At 61.2% G+C, this 14,515-nt stretch carries 14 protein-coding genes; 6 read left to right on the top strand and 8 right to left on the bottom strand.

The window, feature by feature from the left end; genetic code table 11:
• Positions 1 to 47 precede the first annotated feature (47 nt).
• The gene (locus tag IWY39_RS15485; protein ID WP_107125389.1) at positions 48 to 1,205 is read left to right on the top strand and encodes a pyridoxal phosphate-dependent aminotransferase; all 1,158 of its coding nucleotides are present in this window, start codon (positions 48 to 50) and stop codon (positions 1,203 to 1,205) included.
• A 136-nt stretch (positions 1,206 to 1,341) separates the two neighbouring features.
• Positions 1,342 to 2,508: a pyridoxal phosphate-dependent aminotransferase gene (locus IWY39_RS15480; protein ID WP_026149760.1), complete on the top strand. Its 1,167-nt coding sequence runs from the start codon at positions 1,342 to 1,344 to the stop codon at positions 2,506 to 2,508.
• A gap of 96 nt (positions 2,509 to 2,604) precedes the next feature.
• Here IWY39_RS15480 and IWY39_RS15475 read toward each other — a convergent pair whose 3' ends face one another.
• From IWY39_RS15475 to IWY39_RS15465, 3 genes are all read right to left on the bottom strand, one after another.
• Positions 2,605 to 3,744, bottom strand: a complete 1,140-nt coding sequence (locus IWY39_RS15475; RefSeq protein WP_017181100.1) for a 2OG-Fe(II) oxygenase family protein — start codon at positions 3,742 to 3,744, stop codon at positions 2,605 to 2,607.
• A gap of 111 nt (positions 3,745 to 3,855) precedes the next feature.
• Positions 3,856 to 5,046 carry a hypothetical protein gene (locus IWY39_RS15470; protein WP_145169791.1) on the bottom strand — a complete coding sequence of 397 codons (1,191 nt, stop codon included), beginning with the start codon at positions 5,044 to 5,046 and terminating at the stop codon, positions 3,856 to 3,858.
• A 9-nt stretch (positions 5,047 to 5,055) separates the two neighbouring features.
• A protein-coding gene (locus IWY39_RS15465; protein ID WP_107124775.1) for an IS5 family transposase occupies positions 5,056 to 5,822 on the bottom strand; the annotation gives its coding sequence in 2 pieces (ribosomal slippage) (positions 5,056 to 5,498 and positions 5,498 to 5,822; 768 coding nt in all).
• A gap of 78 nt (positions 5,823 to 5,900) precedes the next feature.
• Here IWY39_RS15465 and IWY39_RS15460 point away from each other — a divergent pair.
• On the top strand, positions 5,901 to 6,098 hold the full coding sequence (locus IWY39_RS15460) for a hypothetical protein (protein WP_107124774.1): 198 nt from the start codon (positions 5,901 to 5,903) through the stop codon (positions 6,096 to 6,098).
• 82 nt (positions 6,099 to 6,180) lie between these two features.
• On the opposite strand, the gene metH is transcribed toward IWY39_RS15460, so the two are convergent.
• The 4 genes from metH to IWY39_RS15440 form a co-directional block, all read right to left on the bottom strand.
• Positions 6,181 to 8,781, bottom strand: coding sequence for a methionine synthase (gene metH, locus IWY39_RS15455; RefSeq protein WP_107124773.1), 2,601 nt, complete (start codon positions 8,779 to 8,781; stop codon positions 6,181 to 6,183).
• 93 nt (positions 8,782 to 8,874) lie between these two features.
• Positions 8,875 to 9,921, bottom strand: coding sequence for a homocysteine S-methyltransferase family protein (locus IWY39_RS15450; RefSeq protein WP_107124772.1), 1,047 nt, complete (start codon positions 9,919 to 9,921; stop codon positions 8,875 to 8,877).
• A 117-nt stretch (positions 9,922 to 10,038) separates the two neighbouring features.
• Entirely contained in the window at positions 10,039 to 10,950 is a 912-nt protein-coding gene (metF, locus tag IWY39_RS15445) for a methylenetetrahydrofolate reductase (RefSeq protein WP_019053414.1), read from the bottom strand.
• The gene (locus IWY39_RS15440; protein ID WP_107124894.1) at positions 10,947 to 11,918 is read right to left on the bottom strand and encodes an ArsR/SmtB family transcription factor; all 972 of its coding nucleotides are present in this window, start codon (positions 11,916 to 11,918) and stop codon (positions 10,947 to 10,949) included. The genes metF and IWY39_RS15440 overlap by 4 nt, the downstream gene beginning before the upstream one ends.
• A gap of 216 nt (positions 11,919 to 12,134) precedes the next feature.
• On the opposite strand from IWY39_RS15440, the gene IWY39_RS15435 reads away from it, so the two are divergent.
• On the top strand, positions 12,135 to 12,350 hold the full coding sequence (locus tag IWY39_RS15435; protein ID WP_107124771.1) for a circumsporozoite protein: 216 nt from the start codon (positions 12,135 to 12,137) through the stop codon (positions 12,348 to 12,350).
• 78 nt (positions 12,351 to 12,428) lie between these two features.
• The gene (locus IWY39_RS15430) at positions 12,429 to 12,671 is read left to right on the top strand and encodes a hypothetical protein (protein ID WP_107124770.1); all 243 of its coding nucleotides are present in this window, start codon (positions 12,429 to 12,431) and stop codon (positions 12,669 to 12,671) included.
• A 72-nt stretch (positions 12,672 to 12,743) separates the two neighbouring features.
• Here IWY39_RS15430 and IWY39_RS15425 read toward each other — a convergent pair whose 3' ends face one another.
• Entirely contained in the window at positions 12,744 to 13,154 is a 411-nt protein-coding gene (locus IWY39_RS15425; protein WP_107124769.1) for a glycine zipper 2TM domain-containing protein, read from the bottom strand.
• A gap of 208 nt (positions 13,155 to 13,362) precedes the next feature.
• Between IWY39_RS15425 and IWY39_RS15420 the strand changes: the two genes are divergently transcribed.
• The gene (locus tag IWY39_RS15420; protein WP_107124893.1) at positions 13,363 to 14,346 is read left to right on the top strand and encodes an esterase-like activity of phytase family protein; all 984 of its coding nucleotides are present in this window, start codon (positions 13,363 to 13,365) and stop codon (positions 14,344 to 14,346) included.
• The last annotated feature ends 169 nt before the right edge of the window (positions 14,347 to 14,515 follow it).

Here is a 14,515-nt window from a genome sequence, read left to right as displayed (position 1 = left end):
TACGATCGTCTAAGAAGATAAAATCGGCTTTCTGGGAGAATGGGACCATGGCGACACGGGATGAAACGGCGTTTGAACGCGACCTTCTGGACCGCGGCTATTCGCGGCGGCAACTGGCCAAGGCAACCGCGCTGCTAGGCGCTGGCGCAGCGGCGATCCGCGCGACGGGCGCCCTGGCGCAGCAGGCGGCCAAGCCGGTCGCGGGCGCTGTCCGAATCGGCGCGAACGAATGCTGGACCGGCCCTTTCCCGATTGCAGCCGAAGCCGGTTTCAAGCTTGTGACCGAAGGCAATCGCTACGAACCGGACAATGAGCATCAGAAATTGTTCGACGCCGTATCCGCGGTAGAGGGCATCCCGGTGGATCGCATCGTCGCCTGGCCCGGATCGTCCGATCCGCTCAGCCGCGTCGCTGTCGCTTTCGCGTCGCCGACGCGCGGCATCGTGACGGCAAACCCCACCTATGAAGCGATCTGGCGGACCGGCGACTGGCTGGGCGCTAAAGTGACCAAGGTGCCGCTGACCGAGGATTATGCCCATGACGTCAAGGCGATGCTGGCAGCGGACCCCAATGCCGGGCTTTATTATATCTGTTCGCCCAACAATCCGACCGGCACGGTAACGCCGGTCGCCGACATTCAGTGGCTGGCCGACAACAAGCCCAAGGACGCGATCCTGGTCGTGGACGAAGCCTATATTCACTGGACCGAAACCGGCACCGCCGCCAAAATGGCCGCGACCCGTGACGATGTCATCGTGCTGCGCACCTTCTCCAAGCTGTTCGGCATGGCGGGGATGCGGCTGGGCCTGACCTTCGCCGCGCCTGCGCTGATGGAAAAGATGATGCGCTATGATGGCGGGCAGGTGACGGCGATGTTGCCGATGACCGCCGTGGCGTGCGGCACGGTGTCGGTCGCGCAGGCGGACCTCATCAAGGCGCGACGGGCTGAAATGATCGCCAATCGCGAAAAGGCGATCGCCTTCCTGACGAAAAAGAAGATCAAGGTCATCCCCGGCAGCCATGCCAATATGTTCATGATCGATTGGGGCAAGCCCGCCAAGCCCATGGCCGATGCGCTGCTGGCGGAAAATGTGCAGATTGGCCGCAGCTGGCCGATCTGGCCCAATGTCTCGCGCGTGTCGGTTGGCTCTGCGGCGGACATGGACGCCTTTTGCGCCGCCGTGGACAAGGTGTGGAAAGCCTGACGGCACCCCGCTTTTTCAACGTCAAAAAGTTACGATTTCTGGCGGCGGCGCATTGCGGAAATGCGCCGCCGCTTCGTTTTACCCCATGAACGCCCGGAACGAACGCCCGGATGGCAGGACAAAGGGGACAGACGACATGACGATGATGCTCGACAAGGATGCCAGAGACGATCTGATCGAACGCGGCTATTCGCGCCGCCAGCTGGCCGAAGTGGCCGCCCTGCTGGGTGCAGGCGTCGCCGCCAGCACATTGCTGGGCAGCGGCGCGATGGCGCAGCAGCAGGCCGGGCGCGGCATCAAGGGCGCGGTGCGCATCGGTGCGAATGAATGCTGGACCGGCCCCTTCCCGTCCGGCGTCGCCGCCGCCGCCGAGGCTGCATCCTTTGGCAACTGGTATGATCCCGACAATTATCGTGGCGACCTGGTCAAGACCGTCGCCTCGGTCGAGGGACTTCCCGAAACCCATGTCATGCCCTGGCCCGGTTCCGGCGGCCCGCTGGTCAGCATCGTCGCGGCCTATTGCTCGCCGACCAAGGGTCTGGTCACCGCCGACCCGACCTTCGAATCCGCCTGGCGCACCGCCGACTATATGAAGGCCCCCATCGCCAAGGCTCCGCAGGCCATCGGCAAGGGGCATGATGTAAAGGCGATGCTGGCCGCCAATCCCAATGCGGGCCTCTATTATATCTGCACGCCCAACAACCCGACCGGCACGATCACGCCGCTGGCCGACATCCAGTGGCTGCTCGACAACAAGCCCGCCGATTCGATGCTGCTGGTGGACGAAGCCTATATCCACTTCTCGGAAAGCCCCAGCGCCGCCACGCTGATCGGCAACCGCAAGGACATCATCGTCATGCGGACCTTCTCCAAGCTGTTCGGCATGGCCGGCGTGCGCCTTGGCCTGACCTTCGCCGATCCCGAAGTGCAGAAGCGCATCATGCTGTTCGGCCCGGCAGCCGGCGGTCTGGCGATCACCGCGATGCATTGCGGCAATGCGGTCTATACCGAAGCCGCCCTTATCAAGGCGCGCCGCAATGAAATGATCGCCAATCGCGAGGAAACCATCGCATGGCTCACCAAGAAGGGCATCGAGGTCCAGCCGGGCAGCCAGGCCAATATGTTCATGGTGAACTGGAAGAAGCCCGCCAAGGACATGCAGGCCGCGCTGCTGGCGACCCCGGAAAAGGTACAGATCGGCCGCAGCTGGGCGATCTGGCCCACCGTGTCCCGCGTCACCGTCGGCTCCGCCGACGACATGGCCAAATTCCGCGCGGCAGTCGACAAAGTCTATAAAGCGTAGGGCATCCCCTTTCCTTACGAAACGAAGAAGGGCGTCCGGGCAACCGGGCGCCCTTTTTGGCCAGAGGGGAGGTGCGGGAGGTATGAAAGAAGTGCCCTATTCCGCCTTGGACCTGGAATCGCCCGTCACGGACTGGATGACATTTTCCCGCAGTCCGGCATCCTGAAGATGCTTGGCATTTTCCAGCCTGATCTGGGCCGCCGCTTCATCATATAGAAATGGCAAAACCGCATATCGCTCGCCGCTGGTCACGGGCAGAACTTCGTGGAGCAGCGAGCAGGAGAATATGATCGCCCCGCCGGTCGGGGGCCGATAGGTGCGCGGGCCGAATTCGGGGAAACGCAGATCCCCGCCCTCATAGCGATCAGCGTCGAGACCGATGGAAACCGCAAATCTGCGATGCGCCGTTCCCAGCGTCGTATTGTCCTTGTGAGGGCGAAAATGTCCCCCGGACTTGGAATCATAGCGCGCAACGATGTATCGCTCCATCCGTGACACAGTGAACTGAAATGCCCTGGCGATCGGCGGAACAAGCCGCCGCCGAATGCGCGCTTTCAACGCGTTGCGCAGCTGCTCGTCATCAATGCTGCAGTCGGACCGGCGCTTGTGAACATGATCGAGCACCTGGACCGTCTCGCCGGTCTTTGGGTCCGTTTTCATATAGCCGCTGTCGTTCAGCCCGACCGTTTCGGCATAGGTGATCAGCTTATGGCAGAAATCCGGTTCCAGCACGTTGGGCACCACCAATATGGGCGCCCATGCATCCATGTCCGCCTTCGGCGCCGGTTGCCCGTCCAGCGCAGCACATATGTCGTCATAATGCGTCGCCAGATCATTGATCGGCAAAATCCTGAGCACGCGCATACCTGGGTCGAGTATCCAGGTCATGAGCGCCACGGCGGAGCCATTGTCCTTCTGACGTCCGACAGCCCCGAATAATGTCGCCATCTCCAGGTCGAAGTCGAGGAATAGCCGAATTCCGGGCTGACGCTCCGTCAGCAACCCGCTCTGTTCGTCGCGCGGGTCGTTCGTGACGATGAAAGCGCATGCGAACCTGTCGTCCAGGCACTTGGTTTCGGCGTGCATGGCCGCCAGAAACGCCTGCGCACCGGGAGAAGCACCGCTGCCCAGAAAGGTGACGACGATGTAGCGCCCGGCTGCACTGTCGAATGAAAACCGGGGATTTGTGATTCCTCGAGCGAAGAATGAGGGGACAGGATCACCGACCAGCAGCATGTCAATTCCTTGAGGATCACGATCGTTCGCACAGGTCTGCCCAAGCCCGGCGTTCAACGCAACCTTCGCTCATAAACCTAAACCTACCACTAAACGGTGCTATAACATCGTCTACAGACGATCGCTTGTACTGGGCCGAATACCTCCGCGCAGTTCCGCGATAGTATCTAACAAACCTAGCTTTTGCTCATGCAAATCAGGCAAACTTTTCATAAAAAACGCTTCGCTCTTTCCGTATCTGGCGAAATCTTGCTCTTTGCACAGAATTAGCCATTCTATGACTTCCAGGCCCGCCAAGGCATATCCGATACTTGAGTTAATCCGAACAAGGCTGGAGAAATCGGTACTGCGCACCCTATGCCACCTGCTACCGCATAGCTCAAACACCCTCCCATCTCCGTTGGGTTGCAGCGCAGGCCCCACGTCACTCAACCCCTGTTTCCGATGCTGGCGACGCATGGGTTGCGCGATAATTTTCGCAGCAGGCAAGCGAGATCGTCTCGCTCCCAAACCCGCAACGAACAATCCGGTGCCAGGGACGTAACGCGTAAACCCGCCATCTGCAGTAACGACTGCGAGACCAAACGTAGATGAAAGCAAAAAATTATTGCTAACATATACAATCATTAGATCTTTTATGCGTAGAAGCATCGCACTAGGCGTGGACATAAACGAAGAATTCAAAAAATCTAATAAATCCAAAGAAATTATCTTATCAGTTACTCTAAAAAAAATCCCAATTCTATCAAATGCACCAATTCTAAGATTTGGAAACGAAGTTTCATAGTAATTAAGCTGCAAAGAATGGCCACCGAGCGCCGCCCCCATCAAAGCAGAGGACGATTTTATTTTGTCCAACCAATCAAAAATCGCGTCTATCTCACTCCACGTAACCCTACCACCGGCAGTTAAACGATTGATGGGAGAAATGACAGGCTCTTCAATTTTTCTCGCAAATTCCGCGTTGCATTTTTTATGCGATGCCAAGCATAATTGCCGCCATGTAGGTTGTTTTTGTTCATCGGAGCTAAATATTTCGACCCTATTCTCACTGACATTTCCGGCCATCCGGTGCAACCATTGAGGCAACGGATGTTCTAGCGTGGCGTCTTCGTTGGCGATTATTCCACCGCAAAGTACACAGCTTGGGGAAATAGTCGTGCGGACAGCAGGACTATCGGCAATCTGCAGACGTCCACCAACCTGAAAACGACGGGGTATAAAGGGAAGATTCTCGCTTGCGTGCCTCGCACCCTCGACCCAAGGTCGCTCTGTGATAACCCCATCGCCGCCCATGCTCATGCGAGTAGACTAGGCCGTAGACTCATAAACGCGCAGCCACAGGCGGATCGAGGCGAGTTTGACCATGGTAAGGAAGTTTTCGGCGAGCTTGTCGTAGCGGGTTGCGACACGGCGGAAGTGCTTCAGCTTGGAGAAGAACCGCTCGATCAGGTTGCGCTCGCGATAGAGCCGTTTGCTGAAGCAGGGCTTCCACTTTCGATTAGATTTGGCCGGTATGTTGGGCGTGGCTCCTTGCTCCTCGATCAGTGTGCGGATGCGATCCGCATCGTAGGCCTTGTCGGCAAGCACGACCATGTGCGGCCCGAGATGGTTGAGCAGTTCGTCGGCGACCTGCCCATCATGGGCTTGGCCAGCAGTCAGGCCGAGCCTGATCGGGAGGCCTTGCGCGTCGACGACGGCATGGATTTTCGTCGTGAGTCCACCGCGTGATCGACCGAGACAATGATCTCGACCCCCCTTTTTGCCGTCGCAGCCTGTTGGTGCGCCCGGATGGAAGTGCTGTCGATCATCTGGATGTCACCGTCATGGGCGGCGGTGATGGCATCCATCATTCGGTCCCACACCCCTGCCTTGCGCCAACGCACAAGGCGATTGTAGCAGGTGGTGCGCGGACCATAGCGCTCTGGCAAGTCACGCCAAGGTGCGCCCGAACGCAAGACCCAGAAGATGCCGTTCAGCACGCGGCGGTCATCAACGCGTGGGACGCCTCGGGGTTTGTTGGGCAAGAGCGGCTCGATCACGCGCCATTCAAAGTCTGTCAGATCATATCGGCTCATGCTGATCCTGAATCAGCTTTCGTGCATAAAGAAAAGCCACTGTAGGTGGCGCGACCGAAATACGATATTGTCTGCCTCATGTCAGACCCATTCAACGAGGACCTGATCGCTGCAAAGTCCGCGTTCGCTGCCATAGGTGCGGCGGCTGTTTTTGGGGCAATTCTGCTCTTCAATGCCGAAACCCAAACTATCTGGGGCGTAGCAAAGGGCATCGCAGGGATCGCTCTTTGTGTCGCCGCCATCTTCGGAGCGAGAGCCTTATACAAAGGGCTTTAGCCGCCGCCATTTATGGGTTCACGACCTAGCGTATCAAGCATTATCGAGGTAGCAAATCTGCCGATAAATTTTAGAGCCCCCCTCAATCCAGGTTCGGCCTCAAATAGCGCTCCGCCGTGTCGATATCGATCCCCCGCCGCACCGCATAATCCTCCAGCTGGTCGCGGCCGACACGGGCCACGCCGAAATATTCCGCCTGAGCATGGCCGAAATAGAAGCCGCTGACCGCAGCTGTGGGGAGCATCGCGAAACTCTCCGTCAGCGTGATGCCGGTGGCGTGATGGGCGTCCAGCATCTCGAACAATATGGGTTTCAGACTATGTTCGGGGCAGGCGGGATAGCCCGGCGCGGGGCGGATGCCGCGATATTGTTCCTTGATCAGGGCTTCGTTGGTCAGCTGCTCGCCCTCCGCATAGCCCCACAGCGCCGTGCGGACATAATGGTGCAGGCGCTCGGCAAAGGCTTCAGCCAGGCGGTCGGCCAGCGCCTTCAGAAGTATGTCCGAATAGTCATCGATCGCCGCCTTGAACCGGGCGAGATGCGGCTCGATGCCGTGCATCCCGACGGCAAAGCCGCCCATCCAGTCGCCGTCATGGCTGATGAAGTCGGCAAGGCACATATTCGCCCGGCCTTCGCGCTTCTGGATTTGCTGACGCAGCATCGGCAGGGTGTAGTGCTTCTCATCCTCGACATGGACGATGATGTCGTCGCCTTCGCGGCGGCACGGCCACAGGCCCGCAACCCCGCGCGCGACCAGCCATTTTTCGTTGACGATCCTGTCCAGCATCGCCTGCGCATCGGCAAACAGGCTGGACGCGCTTTCGCCTACCACCGGATCGGTCAGGATCGCGGGATAATTGCCCGCCAGTTCCCAGGCACGGAAGAATGGGGTCCAGTCGATATATTGGACAAGATCCTTCAGATCCCAGTCGGGAAAGCGATGGACACCCGGCAGGCGGGGGCGCGGCGCTTTCAGGCTCTCGTCAATCTCGAACGCATTGGCACGCGCGTCCTCCAGGCTGACGAGCGCGCTCTGCCCCTTGTTCGCGCGGGCGACGCGGACATGCTCATAATCATCCTTGGTCTTCTGGACGAAATCATTGCGCTGCGTTTCAGAGACGAGCGCCGTCGCCACCCCGACCGCGCGACTGGCGTCCAGCACATGGACCACCGGGCCAGTATAGGACGGGTCGATGCGCAGCGCGGTATGCACCCTGGACGTCGTCGCGCCGCCGATCAGCACCGGCATGGTCATGCCCGCGCGCTGCATTTCGGTGGCGACCGTCACCATCTCGTCCAGCGAGGGCGTGATGAGCCCGGACAGGCCGATCATGTCGGCGTCATTCTCGTTCGCCGCCTTGATGATGTCGGGCCAGGGGACCATCACGCCCATGTCGATGACCTCAAAGCCGTTGCACTGAAGGACCACGCCGACGATATTCTTGCCAATGTCATGGACGTCGCCCTTGACCGTGGCCATGATGATCTTGCCCTTGCCCTTGGCGCCCGGTTCCTTGGCGGCCTCGATAAAGGGCAGCAGGTGCGCGACCGCTTTCTTCATGACGCGGGCGGACTTGACCACCTGGGGCAGGAACATCTTGCCCGCGCCGAACAGGTCGCCAACCACGTTCATGCCGTCCATCAACGGCCCTTCGATCACCTCGATCGGCTTGTCGGCGGACAGGCGCGCTTCCTCCGTATCGTCGACGACATACATGTCGATGCCCTTGACCAACGCATGTTCCAGCCGCTTGGCGACCGGCCAGCTGCGCCAGGCTTCCGCGGCCTTGTCGGCAACCGCGTCGGTGCCGCGATATTTTTCCGCCAGCGTGACCAGGCGGTCGCCCGCTTCCGGGTCGCGGTTCAGGACGACATCCTCGCACGCCGTCCTGAGTTCCGGGTCGATCGTGTCATAGACGTCGAGCTGTCCTGCATTGACGATCGCCATGTCGAGGCCAGCGGGGATGGCATGATAGAGGAATACGCTGTGCATCGCGCGGCGGACGGGTTCGTTGCCGCGGAACGAGAAGCTGAGGTTCGACAGGCCACCGGAGATGTGGACGTGCGGGCAGCGCGCCTTGATCTCGCGGCAGGCCTCGATGAAGTCGACGCCGTAGTTGTTGTGCTCCTCGATCCCCGTCGCGACCGCGAAGATATTGGGATCGAAGATGATGTCCTCCGGCGGAAAGCCGATGGTCATCAGCAGCTTGTAGGCGCGCTCGCAAATCTCGACCTTGCGCGCCTTGGTATCGGCCTGCCCCGTTTCGTCAAAGGCCATGATGACCGCGGCGGCGCCATAGGCCATGCATTTGCGGGCATGGAATAGGAAGGCCTCCTCGCCCTCCTTCATGCTGATCGAATTGACGATCGGCTTGCCCGACACGCATTTGAGGCCCGCTTCGATGACCTCCCATTTGGAGCTGTCGATCATCACCGGCACGCGGCTGATGTCCGGCTCCGACGTCATCAGCTTGAGGAAGGTCGTCATGGCCTCGACCGCGTCGAGCAGCCCCTCGTCCATGTTGACGTCGACGATCTGCGCGCCATTTTCCACCTGCTCGCGCGCAATGTCGATCGCAGCGGCATAATTGCCCGCCATGATCAGCTTTTTGAACTTGGCCGATCCGGTAACATTGGTGCGTTCGCCGACATTGACGAAGCTGGCGGTGGATTTGGTGGTCATTCGCTTCTTCCAAAAATCCTCCCCCTTAGGGGGAGGGGGACCATGCCGCAGGCATGGTGGAGGGGTATCACGCTATCGAGGGGGAGGATGGTATTAGGCAGCGATATGCATCGGCTCCAGCCCCGCCAACCGCGTAACGACGGGCAGTTGTGGTACCGCGCGCGGCTTGTGCCCTTCCAGCGCCTTGGCCACCGCACCGATATGCGCGGGCGTCGTGCCGCAGCAGCCCCCGACCATATTGACCAGCCCTTCGTCCACCCATTCGCGGATCAGTCGCGCGGTGGTGGCGGGTAGCTCGTCATATTGGCCCAGTTCATTGGGCAGGCCCGCATTGGGATAGGCCAGGATCAGCGTATCGGCATTTTTGGACAGTTCGGCCAGATAGGGCCGCAGCAAATCCGCGCCGAACGCGCAGTTCACCCCGATGGTCAGCGGCTTCAGATGGCGCAGCGAATACCAGAAGGCGTTGATCGTGTGGCCTGAGAGATTCCGGCCCGACATGTCGGTGATGGTGAAGCTGAGCATCAGCGGCACCGATCGGCCCGCCGCCTCCTCCGCCTCGCGCGCGGCCATGCCCGCCGCCTTGGCGTTCAGCGTGTCGAAGCAGGTTTCAACCAGCAGGAAATCGACCCCTCCCGCGATCAGCGCATCACATTGCTCGCGATAATCAGCTTTCAGCGTGTCGAAGTCGACCTCGCGGAAAGCGGGGTCGTTGACGTCGGGGGATATGGACAGCGTCTTGTTCGTCGGGCCGATCGAACCGCAGACGAAGCGGGGTCTGCCGTCCTTGGCCGTCGCCTTCTCGCACGCGGCGCGCGCCAGCTTCGCGGCGGCGATGTTGATGTCCCACACCAGATGTTCGCAGCCATAATCGGCCATCGCGATCTTGGTCGAGCTGAACGTATTGGTCTCGATCATGTCCGCGCCCGCGTCCAGATAGGCGCTGTGGATGCCTTCCACGATGTCGGGACGGGTCAGGCAGAGCAGGTCGTTATTGCCCTTTTGATCCTTGGGCAGGTCGAGCGTGCCGCGATAGTCCGCTTCAGTCAGGCCATGTTTCTGGATCGACGTGCCATAGCCGCCATCGAAGATCAGGATCTTGTCCGCGGCCAGCGCCCGCAATGTCTGTTCGGCTGTCATATTAAAAACTCCGTTCGGGCTGAGCGCGTCGAAGCCCTTGTCTGAGCGGAGGCGAAGATACCTCCCTGCGGTCGGTGGAACCCTTCGACAAGCTCAGGGCGAACGGATGAGTACAGATCATGCCGTTCCCCCATTGCTCGCCGTCGCCCGCAGGCCCAGCAAATGGCAAATTGCAAAACTCAGTTCAGCGCGGTTGAGCGTGTAGAAATGAAAATCGCGCACGCCCCCGCCGTAAAGGCTGCGACACAGTTCCGCCGCGATCGTCGCCGACACCAGCTGGCGCGATGCGGGATGATCGTCCAGCCCTTCGAACAGGCGGCCCATCCAGCTGGGCACCTGCGTATTGCACATCGCCGCCATGCGCTGCGTCGCGGCAAAATTGCTGACCGGCATGATGCCGGGTACGATGTCCGCCGTGATCCCTGCCGCCAAAGTTTTGTCCAGGAAGCGGAAATAGGCGTCGGGGGTAAAGAAGAATTGCGTGATCGCACGGGTCGCCCCGGCGTCCAGCTTGCGCTTGAGATTATCAAGGTCGCTCTGCGCGCTCGCCGCTTCGGGATGCACCTCTGGATAGGCGGACACGGAAATTTCGAACGGATGCCGCTGCATCAGCCCTTCGACCAGTTCGGCTGCGCCCTTGTAACCCTCCGGGTGCGGCTCGAACGTCCCGCCGACTTCGGGCGGATCGCCGCGCAGCGCCACGATATGGCGCACCCCCGCCTCCCAATAGGCGTCGGCAATCTCGCCGATTTCGGCCTTGCTCGCGCCCACGCAGGTCAGGTGCGCGGCGGCGGCCAGCGGCGTTTCCCGCGCGATCCGGGCGACCGTATTATGCGTGCGCTCACGGGTCGATCCGCCCGCGCCATAGGTTACGGACACGAATTTGGGCTGGAGCGGCGTCAGCGTTTCGATCGCCGACCACAACTGCGCTTCCATCTTTTCCGTCTTGGGCGGGAAAAATTCAAAGCTGACATGGCAGTCGCCCGCAAGGTCCGCATAGAGCGGCGCGGCGGGATCGTTCAAAGTCATGCGGAAATCCGTCCTTCTTGCTGCCGGACGGGCGCGCCCTTGCGTCGCCCCAGCCACAGTTGCACCGTCAGTTCATGGCCGGGCAAAGTGTCCACCCGTTCCAGTTGCAGGCCCGCAGCGGCGAACCAGCCTTCCATCTGTTCGTCGGAAAAGCCCAGCCGCGCATGCTGGTCGCGCACGCGCAACTCCTCCCGCTCATGCGGCGCGAAGTCGGCGATCAGTACCCGGCCATCGGCCGCAGTGACGCGCGCAGCCTCCCCTATCACCTGCTCAGGCGCCTGCGCATAATGCAGCACCTGATGCAGCACGACCGTATCCACGCTGCCCGGCTCCAGCGGCAATGCGCCAAAATCACCCAGCAGCAGCGCATATTTGTCGCGCGCATCCTCAGGCAGCTTGGTCCGCGCCAGCCGAAGCATGTCGGGGCTGCGGTCGATCGCGGTCACTGCCTGCGCCGCGCCGCCGAACAGCTCGATCATCCGCCCGGTACCAGTGCCGATGTCGAGCAAGTGGCCAATCGGCTCACGCTCCAGCAGCGCTGTCATCGCCGCCTCGACATCCGCTTCGGCCACATGGAGCGAGCGGATCGCGTCCCATTCTTCGGCATGGTCGGCGAAATAATCCTCCGCAGCGCGCGCCCGATCCGCCCGCACCGCCGCCAGTCGCGCCAGATCGGCCGCCTGCCACAATGTTTCGCTTTCCGACGGCGTCAGTCGGTCGAACAGCGCGATAAAGGGCGCAACATCGTCCCCCTTGCCCAGCCGCAGGAATACCCAATTGCCTTCCTTGCGCCGTTCCACAAGGCCAGCTTCGGCGAGGATGCGGACATGGCGCGACACGCGCGGCTGGCTTTGCCCCACGACCTGCGCAATCTCCCCCACGGCCAGTTCCATCGCACGCAACAGGTGGATGATGCGCAGCCGCGTGGGGTCGCCAAGTGCCCGGAAAATATCGAGTGCCGTGTGCATGGCGGCATCATATAAAGAAATCTTTATATACGTCAATGCCCGCAGAATTTCCGCAACTGCGAACAAAAGCACCCGGCTTTGCGGCCCGGATTGCAGGAATGGGATTGCCTTGCATCATCCAAAGCATTACGAATCGATGCGCAGGCGCAATGGGGGGTGAGCTTTTCTCCGAGAGTGGTCTGCACCGTTTTTATTCTCAGAGAGGGGTTTCTGCCCATGACCAAGTCTATCGCTCTTTCGCTCGTTCTCGCTGCTTCGCTCGGCCTGGCCGCCTGCTCGGGTGGCGCGGAAAACGCTGCCGACAACGCCGCCAACTCGGCTGAGAACGCATCGAATGCTGCTGACAACGCCATGAACGCTGCGATGAACGCCGCCGACAACGCCGACAACGCTGCGTCGAACGCGACCGAAAACGTCGCGAACGCGATGTAAGTCCAGCAGGACTTTTCAGAATTTGATTGGGGGTCGCGCCGGAAACGGAGCGGCCCCTTTTCCATTGGGGACCGATCGATGATCCGCACCATCTTCATCGCCGCGGCGCTGCTGCCACTGACGGCCTGCGGTTCGGGGTCGCCCGATGGCGTCGGCGGGGTCAGCGCCAGCGAAGCCAGTGCGCTCAATGATGCAGCGGCGATGCTCGACGCACAAAAGGGGGCGGCGCAAAACGATAACGCAGGTCTCAATCCGGCGGCCAGCACGGCGGCCCGCGCCGATCGCGGCCGGGTAGCGCCAGCGCCAGCCTCCAACCCCTGACGCAGAAAGGCCGCCTCGAACGAGACGGCCTTTCCCTTATCCTGCATAATCCGCAGGTCTCACGTCACCCGCTCAGCAATCGCGATCGATCGCGCGACCCGCCAGGGCACCGACGCCTGCGCCAATGATCGCGCCGGCCGTGCCGTCACCGCGACGGCCATAACGGCCCGAACCCTTGCCGACCTCATTGCCCAGCAGGCCACCAGCGATCGCACCGATGATGGTGCCGCCCGTGCCATTGTCCCGGCAGCGATAACCGCCGCGATAGCCACCACGATAGGCGTTGTTGCGATAATAGCGGTCATTGCCGCGATAATAGCGGTCCCCGCGATAGCCGCGATAACGGTCACCGCGATAATAGTCGCCACGGTCATAACCGCGATAATAGCCATCGCGGGCCATAGCCGGGGTTGCAGTCACGGCCAGGGAAGCAGCGCCCATTGCCAGAGCGGCTCCCATATTGATCAGAAACTTCATCTTCATGGCGTTGCTCCTTCCAAAACCATCAATGCCTTGGCGCGTCCCACGCACGGGTTTCGCCAGTCATGATCGTCTTATGACCGATTCGCCTTGAGCCGACCCTGAATGGGGCTGACAGCCATGGTTCAGAGTCGACCTCCGCTGAAAAGCACAATTTGAAGCGCGCAACCGCCTGCTGCGCCCGGCAGGATATTATCCTATGGCGAAGGGAATGTCGCGAATCCTGATCGTCCTGGCGCTCGCCATCCTGCTGCTGCCCGCCCCGCACAACAGCAAACCCGCAACCGTGCAGCCGGGCGCGCTGCTGGTGACCACGCGCGCGCTGCCGCTCAGCACGAACGATCCTGCGCTGCGGCGCGTGGGCGCGCTTGCCTATCTGGGCGGTTGGGAACTGCGCAGCGCCAATCCGGGCTTCGGCGGCATTTCCGCCATGCTGGTCTCGCCGCCGGGCGATGTGCTGGCCTTGAGCGATTCCGGCATATTGATGGGGCTGCATGTCGGGCCAGGCGAAGCGCGCCGCCGCCCGTTCATCGCCCCCTTGCCCATTCGGCCACAGGACCGCGATCGCCCCTGGTGGGCCTGGGATTCAGAATCGCTGACCCATGATCGTGCGACCGACCGTTATTGGGTGGGGTTCGAATTGCAGCAGGCAATCTGCCGCTACGCCCCCGGCTTTGCGCGGGTGGAGGCGTGCCGTACCTGGCCGCAGATCATGGCATGGCCCCCGACCGGATCGATCGAATCACTCGCGCGCCTGCCCGATGGCCGCTTCATCGCAATCGGCGAGATGGGGATGACGGCCGATGGGCGTCATGACACGCTGCTATTTCCCGGCGACCCGGCAGAAAGCGACACCGCCGATCCGATCCATCTGCGCTATACCCCGCCGCAGGGCTATCGCCCGACCGACGCTGTGGCGCTGGATGCGCGGCACCTGCTGGTCCTCAATCGCCGCCTGACCTTGCAGGAACTGTTCACCGCGACGATCGCGATCGTCGACCTGCCCGAACGGCTGGAACCGGGCATGGAGCTAAAGGCCCGCACCCTCGCCCGCCTCGCCCCGCCGCTGCTGGCCGACAATTTCGAAGGGCTGGCGATCAGCCGGGAGAACGGACGGACGATCATCTGGGTCGTGTCCGACGACAATCACGAATTTTTCCAGCGGACCTTGCTGCTGAAATTCGCACTGGATTGATAGCTGCGAATGGGGTGCAGGGTGGATCGCAAGTCGTGAATTTCGAGAACCGGCGCGCAGCGTACTTCAGTACGTGAGCACCGGAAGCGCAGAAAGGCGCGGCTTGCGGGCCATCCAGCGCCCCATTCGCACGCAAAAAAGCGGCCCGTTGCGGGGCCGCTTCTTATGC

It is taken from the genome of Sphingobium sp. JAI105, from assembly GCF_015752145.1.
Classification (GTDB): Bacteria; Pseudomonadota; Alphaproteobacteria; order Sphingomonadales; family Sphingomonadaceae; genus Sphingobium; species Sphingobium xenophagum.
Note: the sequence above shows the minus strand (reverse complement) of the source record. Positions and strands in the feature narration are given on the sequence as shown.

What these genes read in the sequence shown, in the direction of transcription:
- metH (WP_107124773.1), bottom strand. Translation starts at nt 8,781, where the DNA reads ATGACCACCAAATCCACCGCCAGCTTCGTCAATGTCGGCGAACGCACC.
- IWY39_RS15480 (WP_026149760.1), top strand. Translation starts at nt 1,342, where the DNA reads ATGACGATGATGCTCGACAAGGATGCCAGAGACGATCTGATCGAACGC.
- IWY39_RS15435 (WP_107124771.1), top strand. Translation starts at nt 12,135, where the DNA reads ATGACCAAGTCTATCGCTCTTTCGCTCGTTCTCGCTGCTTCGCTCGGC.
- IWY39_RS15420 (WP_107124893.1), top strand. Translation starts at nt 13,363, where the DNA reads ATGTCGCGAATCCTGATCGTCCTGGCGCTCGCCATCCTGCTGCTGCCC.
- IWY39_RS15425 (WP_107124769.1), bottom strand. Translation starts at nt 13,154, where the DNA reads ATGAAGATGAAGTTTCTGATCAATATGGGAGCCGCTCTGGCAATGGGC.
- IWY39_RS15440 (WP_107124894.1), bottom strand. Translation starts at nt 11,918, where the DNA reads ATGCACACGGCACTCGATATTTTCCGGGCACTTGGCGACCCCACGCGG.
- IWY39_RS15450 (WP_107124772.1), bottom strand. Translation starts at nt 9,921, where the DNA reads ATGACAGCCGAACAGACATTGCGGGCGCTGGCCGCGGACAAGATCCTG.
- IWY39_RS15460 (WP_107124774.1), top strand. Translation starts at nt 5,901, where the DNA reads ATGTCAGACCCATTCAACGAGGACCTGATCGCTGCAAAGTCCGCGTTC.
- IWY39_RS15475 (WP_017181100.1), bottom strand. Translation starts at nt 3,744, where the DNA reads ATGCTGCTGGTCGGTGATCCTGTCCCCTCATTCTTCGCTCGAGGAATC.
- IWY39_RS15485 (WP_107125389.1), top strand. Translation starts at nt 48, where the DNA reads ATGGCGACACGGGATGAAACGGCGTTTGAACGCGACCTTCTGGACCGC.
- IWY39_RS15430 (WP_107124770.1), top strand. Translation starts at nt 12,429, where the DNA reads ATGATCCGCACCATCTTCATCGCCGCGGCGCTGCTGCCACTGACGGCC.
- IWY39_RS15470 (WP_145169791.1), bottom strand. Translation starts at nt 5,046, where the DNA reads ATGAGCATGGGCGGCGATGGGGTTATCACAGAGCGACCTTGGGTCGAG.
- metF (WP_019053414.1), bottom strand. Translation starts at nt 10,950, where the DNA reads ATGACTTTGAACGATCCCGCCGCGCCGCTCTATGCGGACCTTGCGGGC.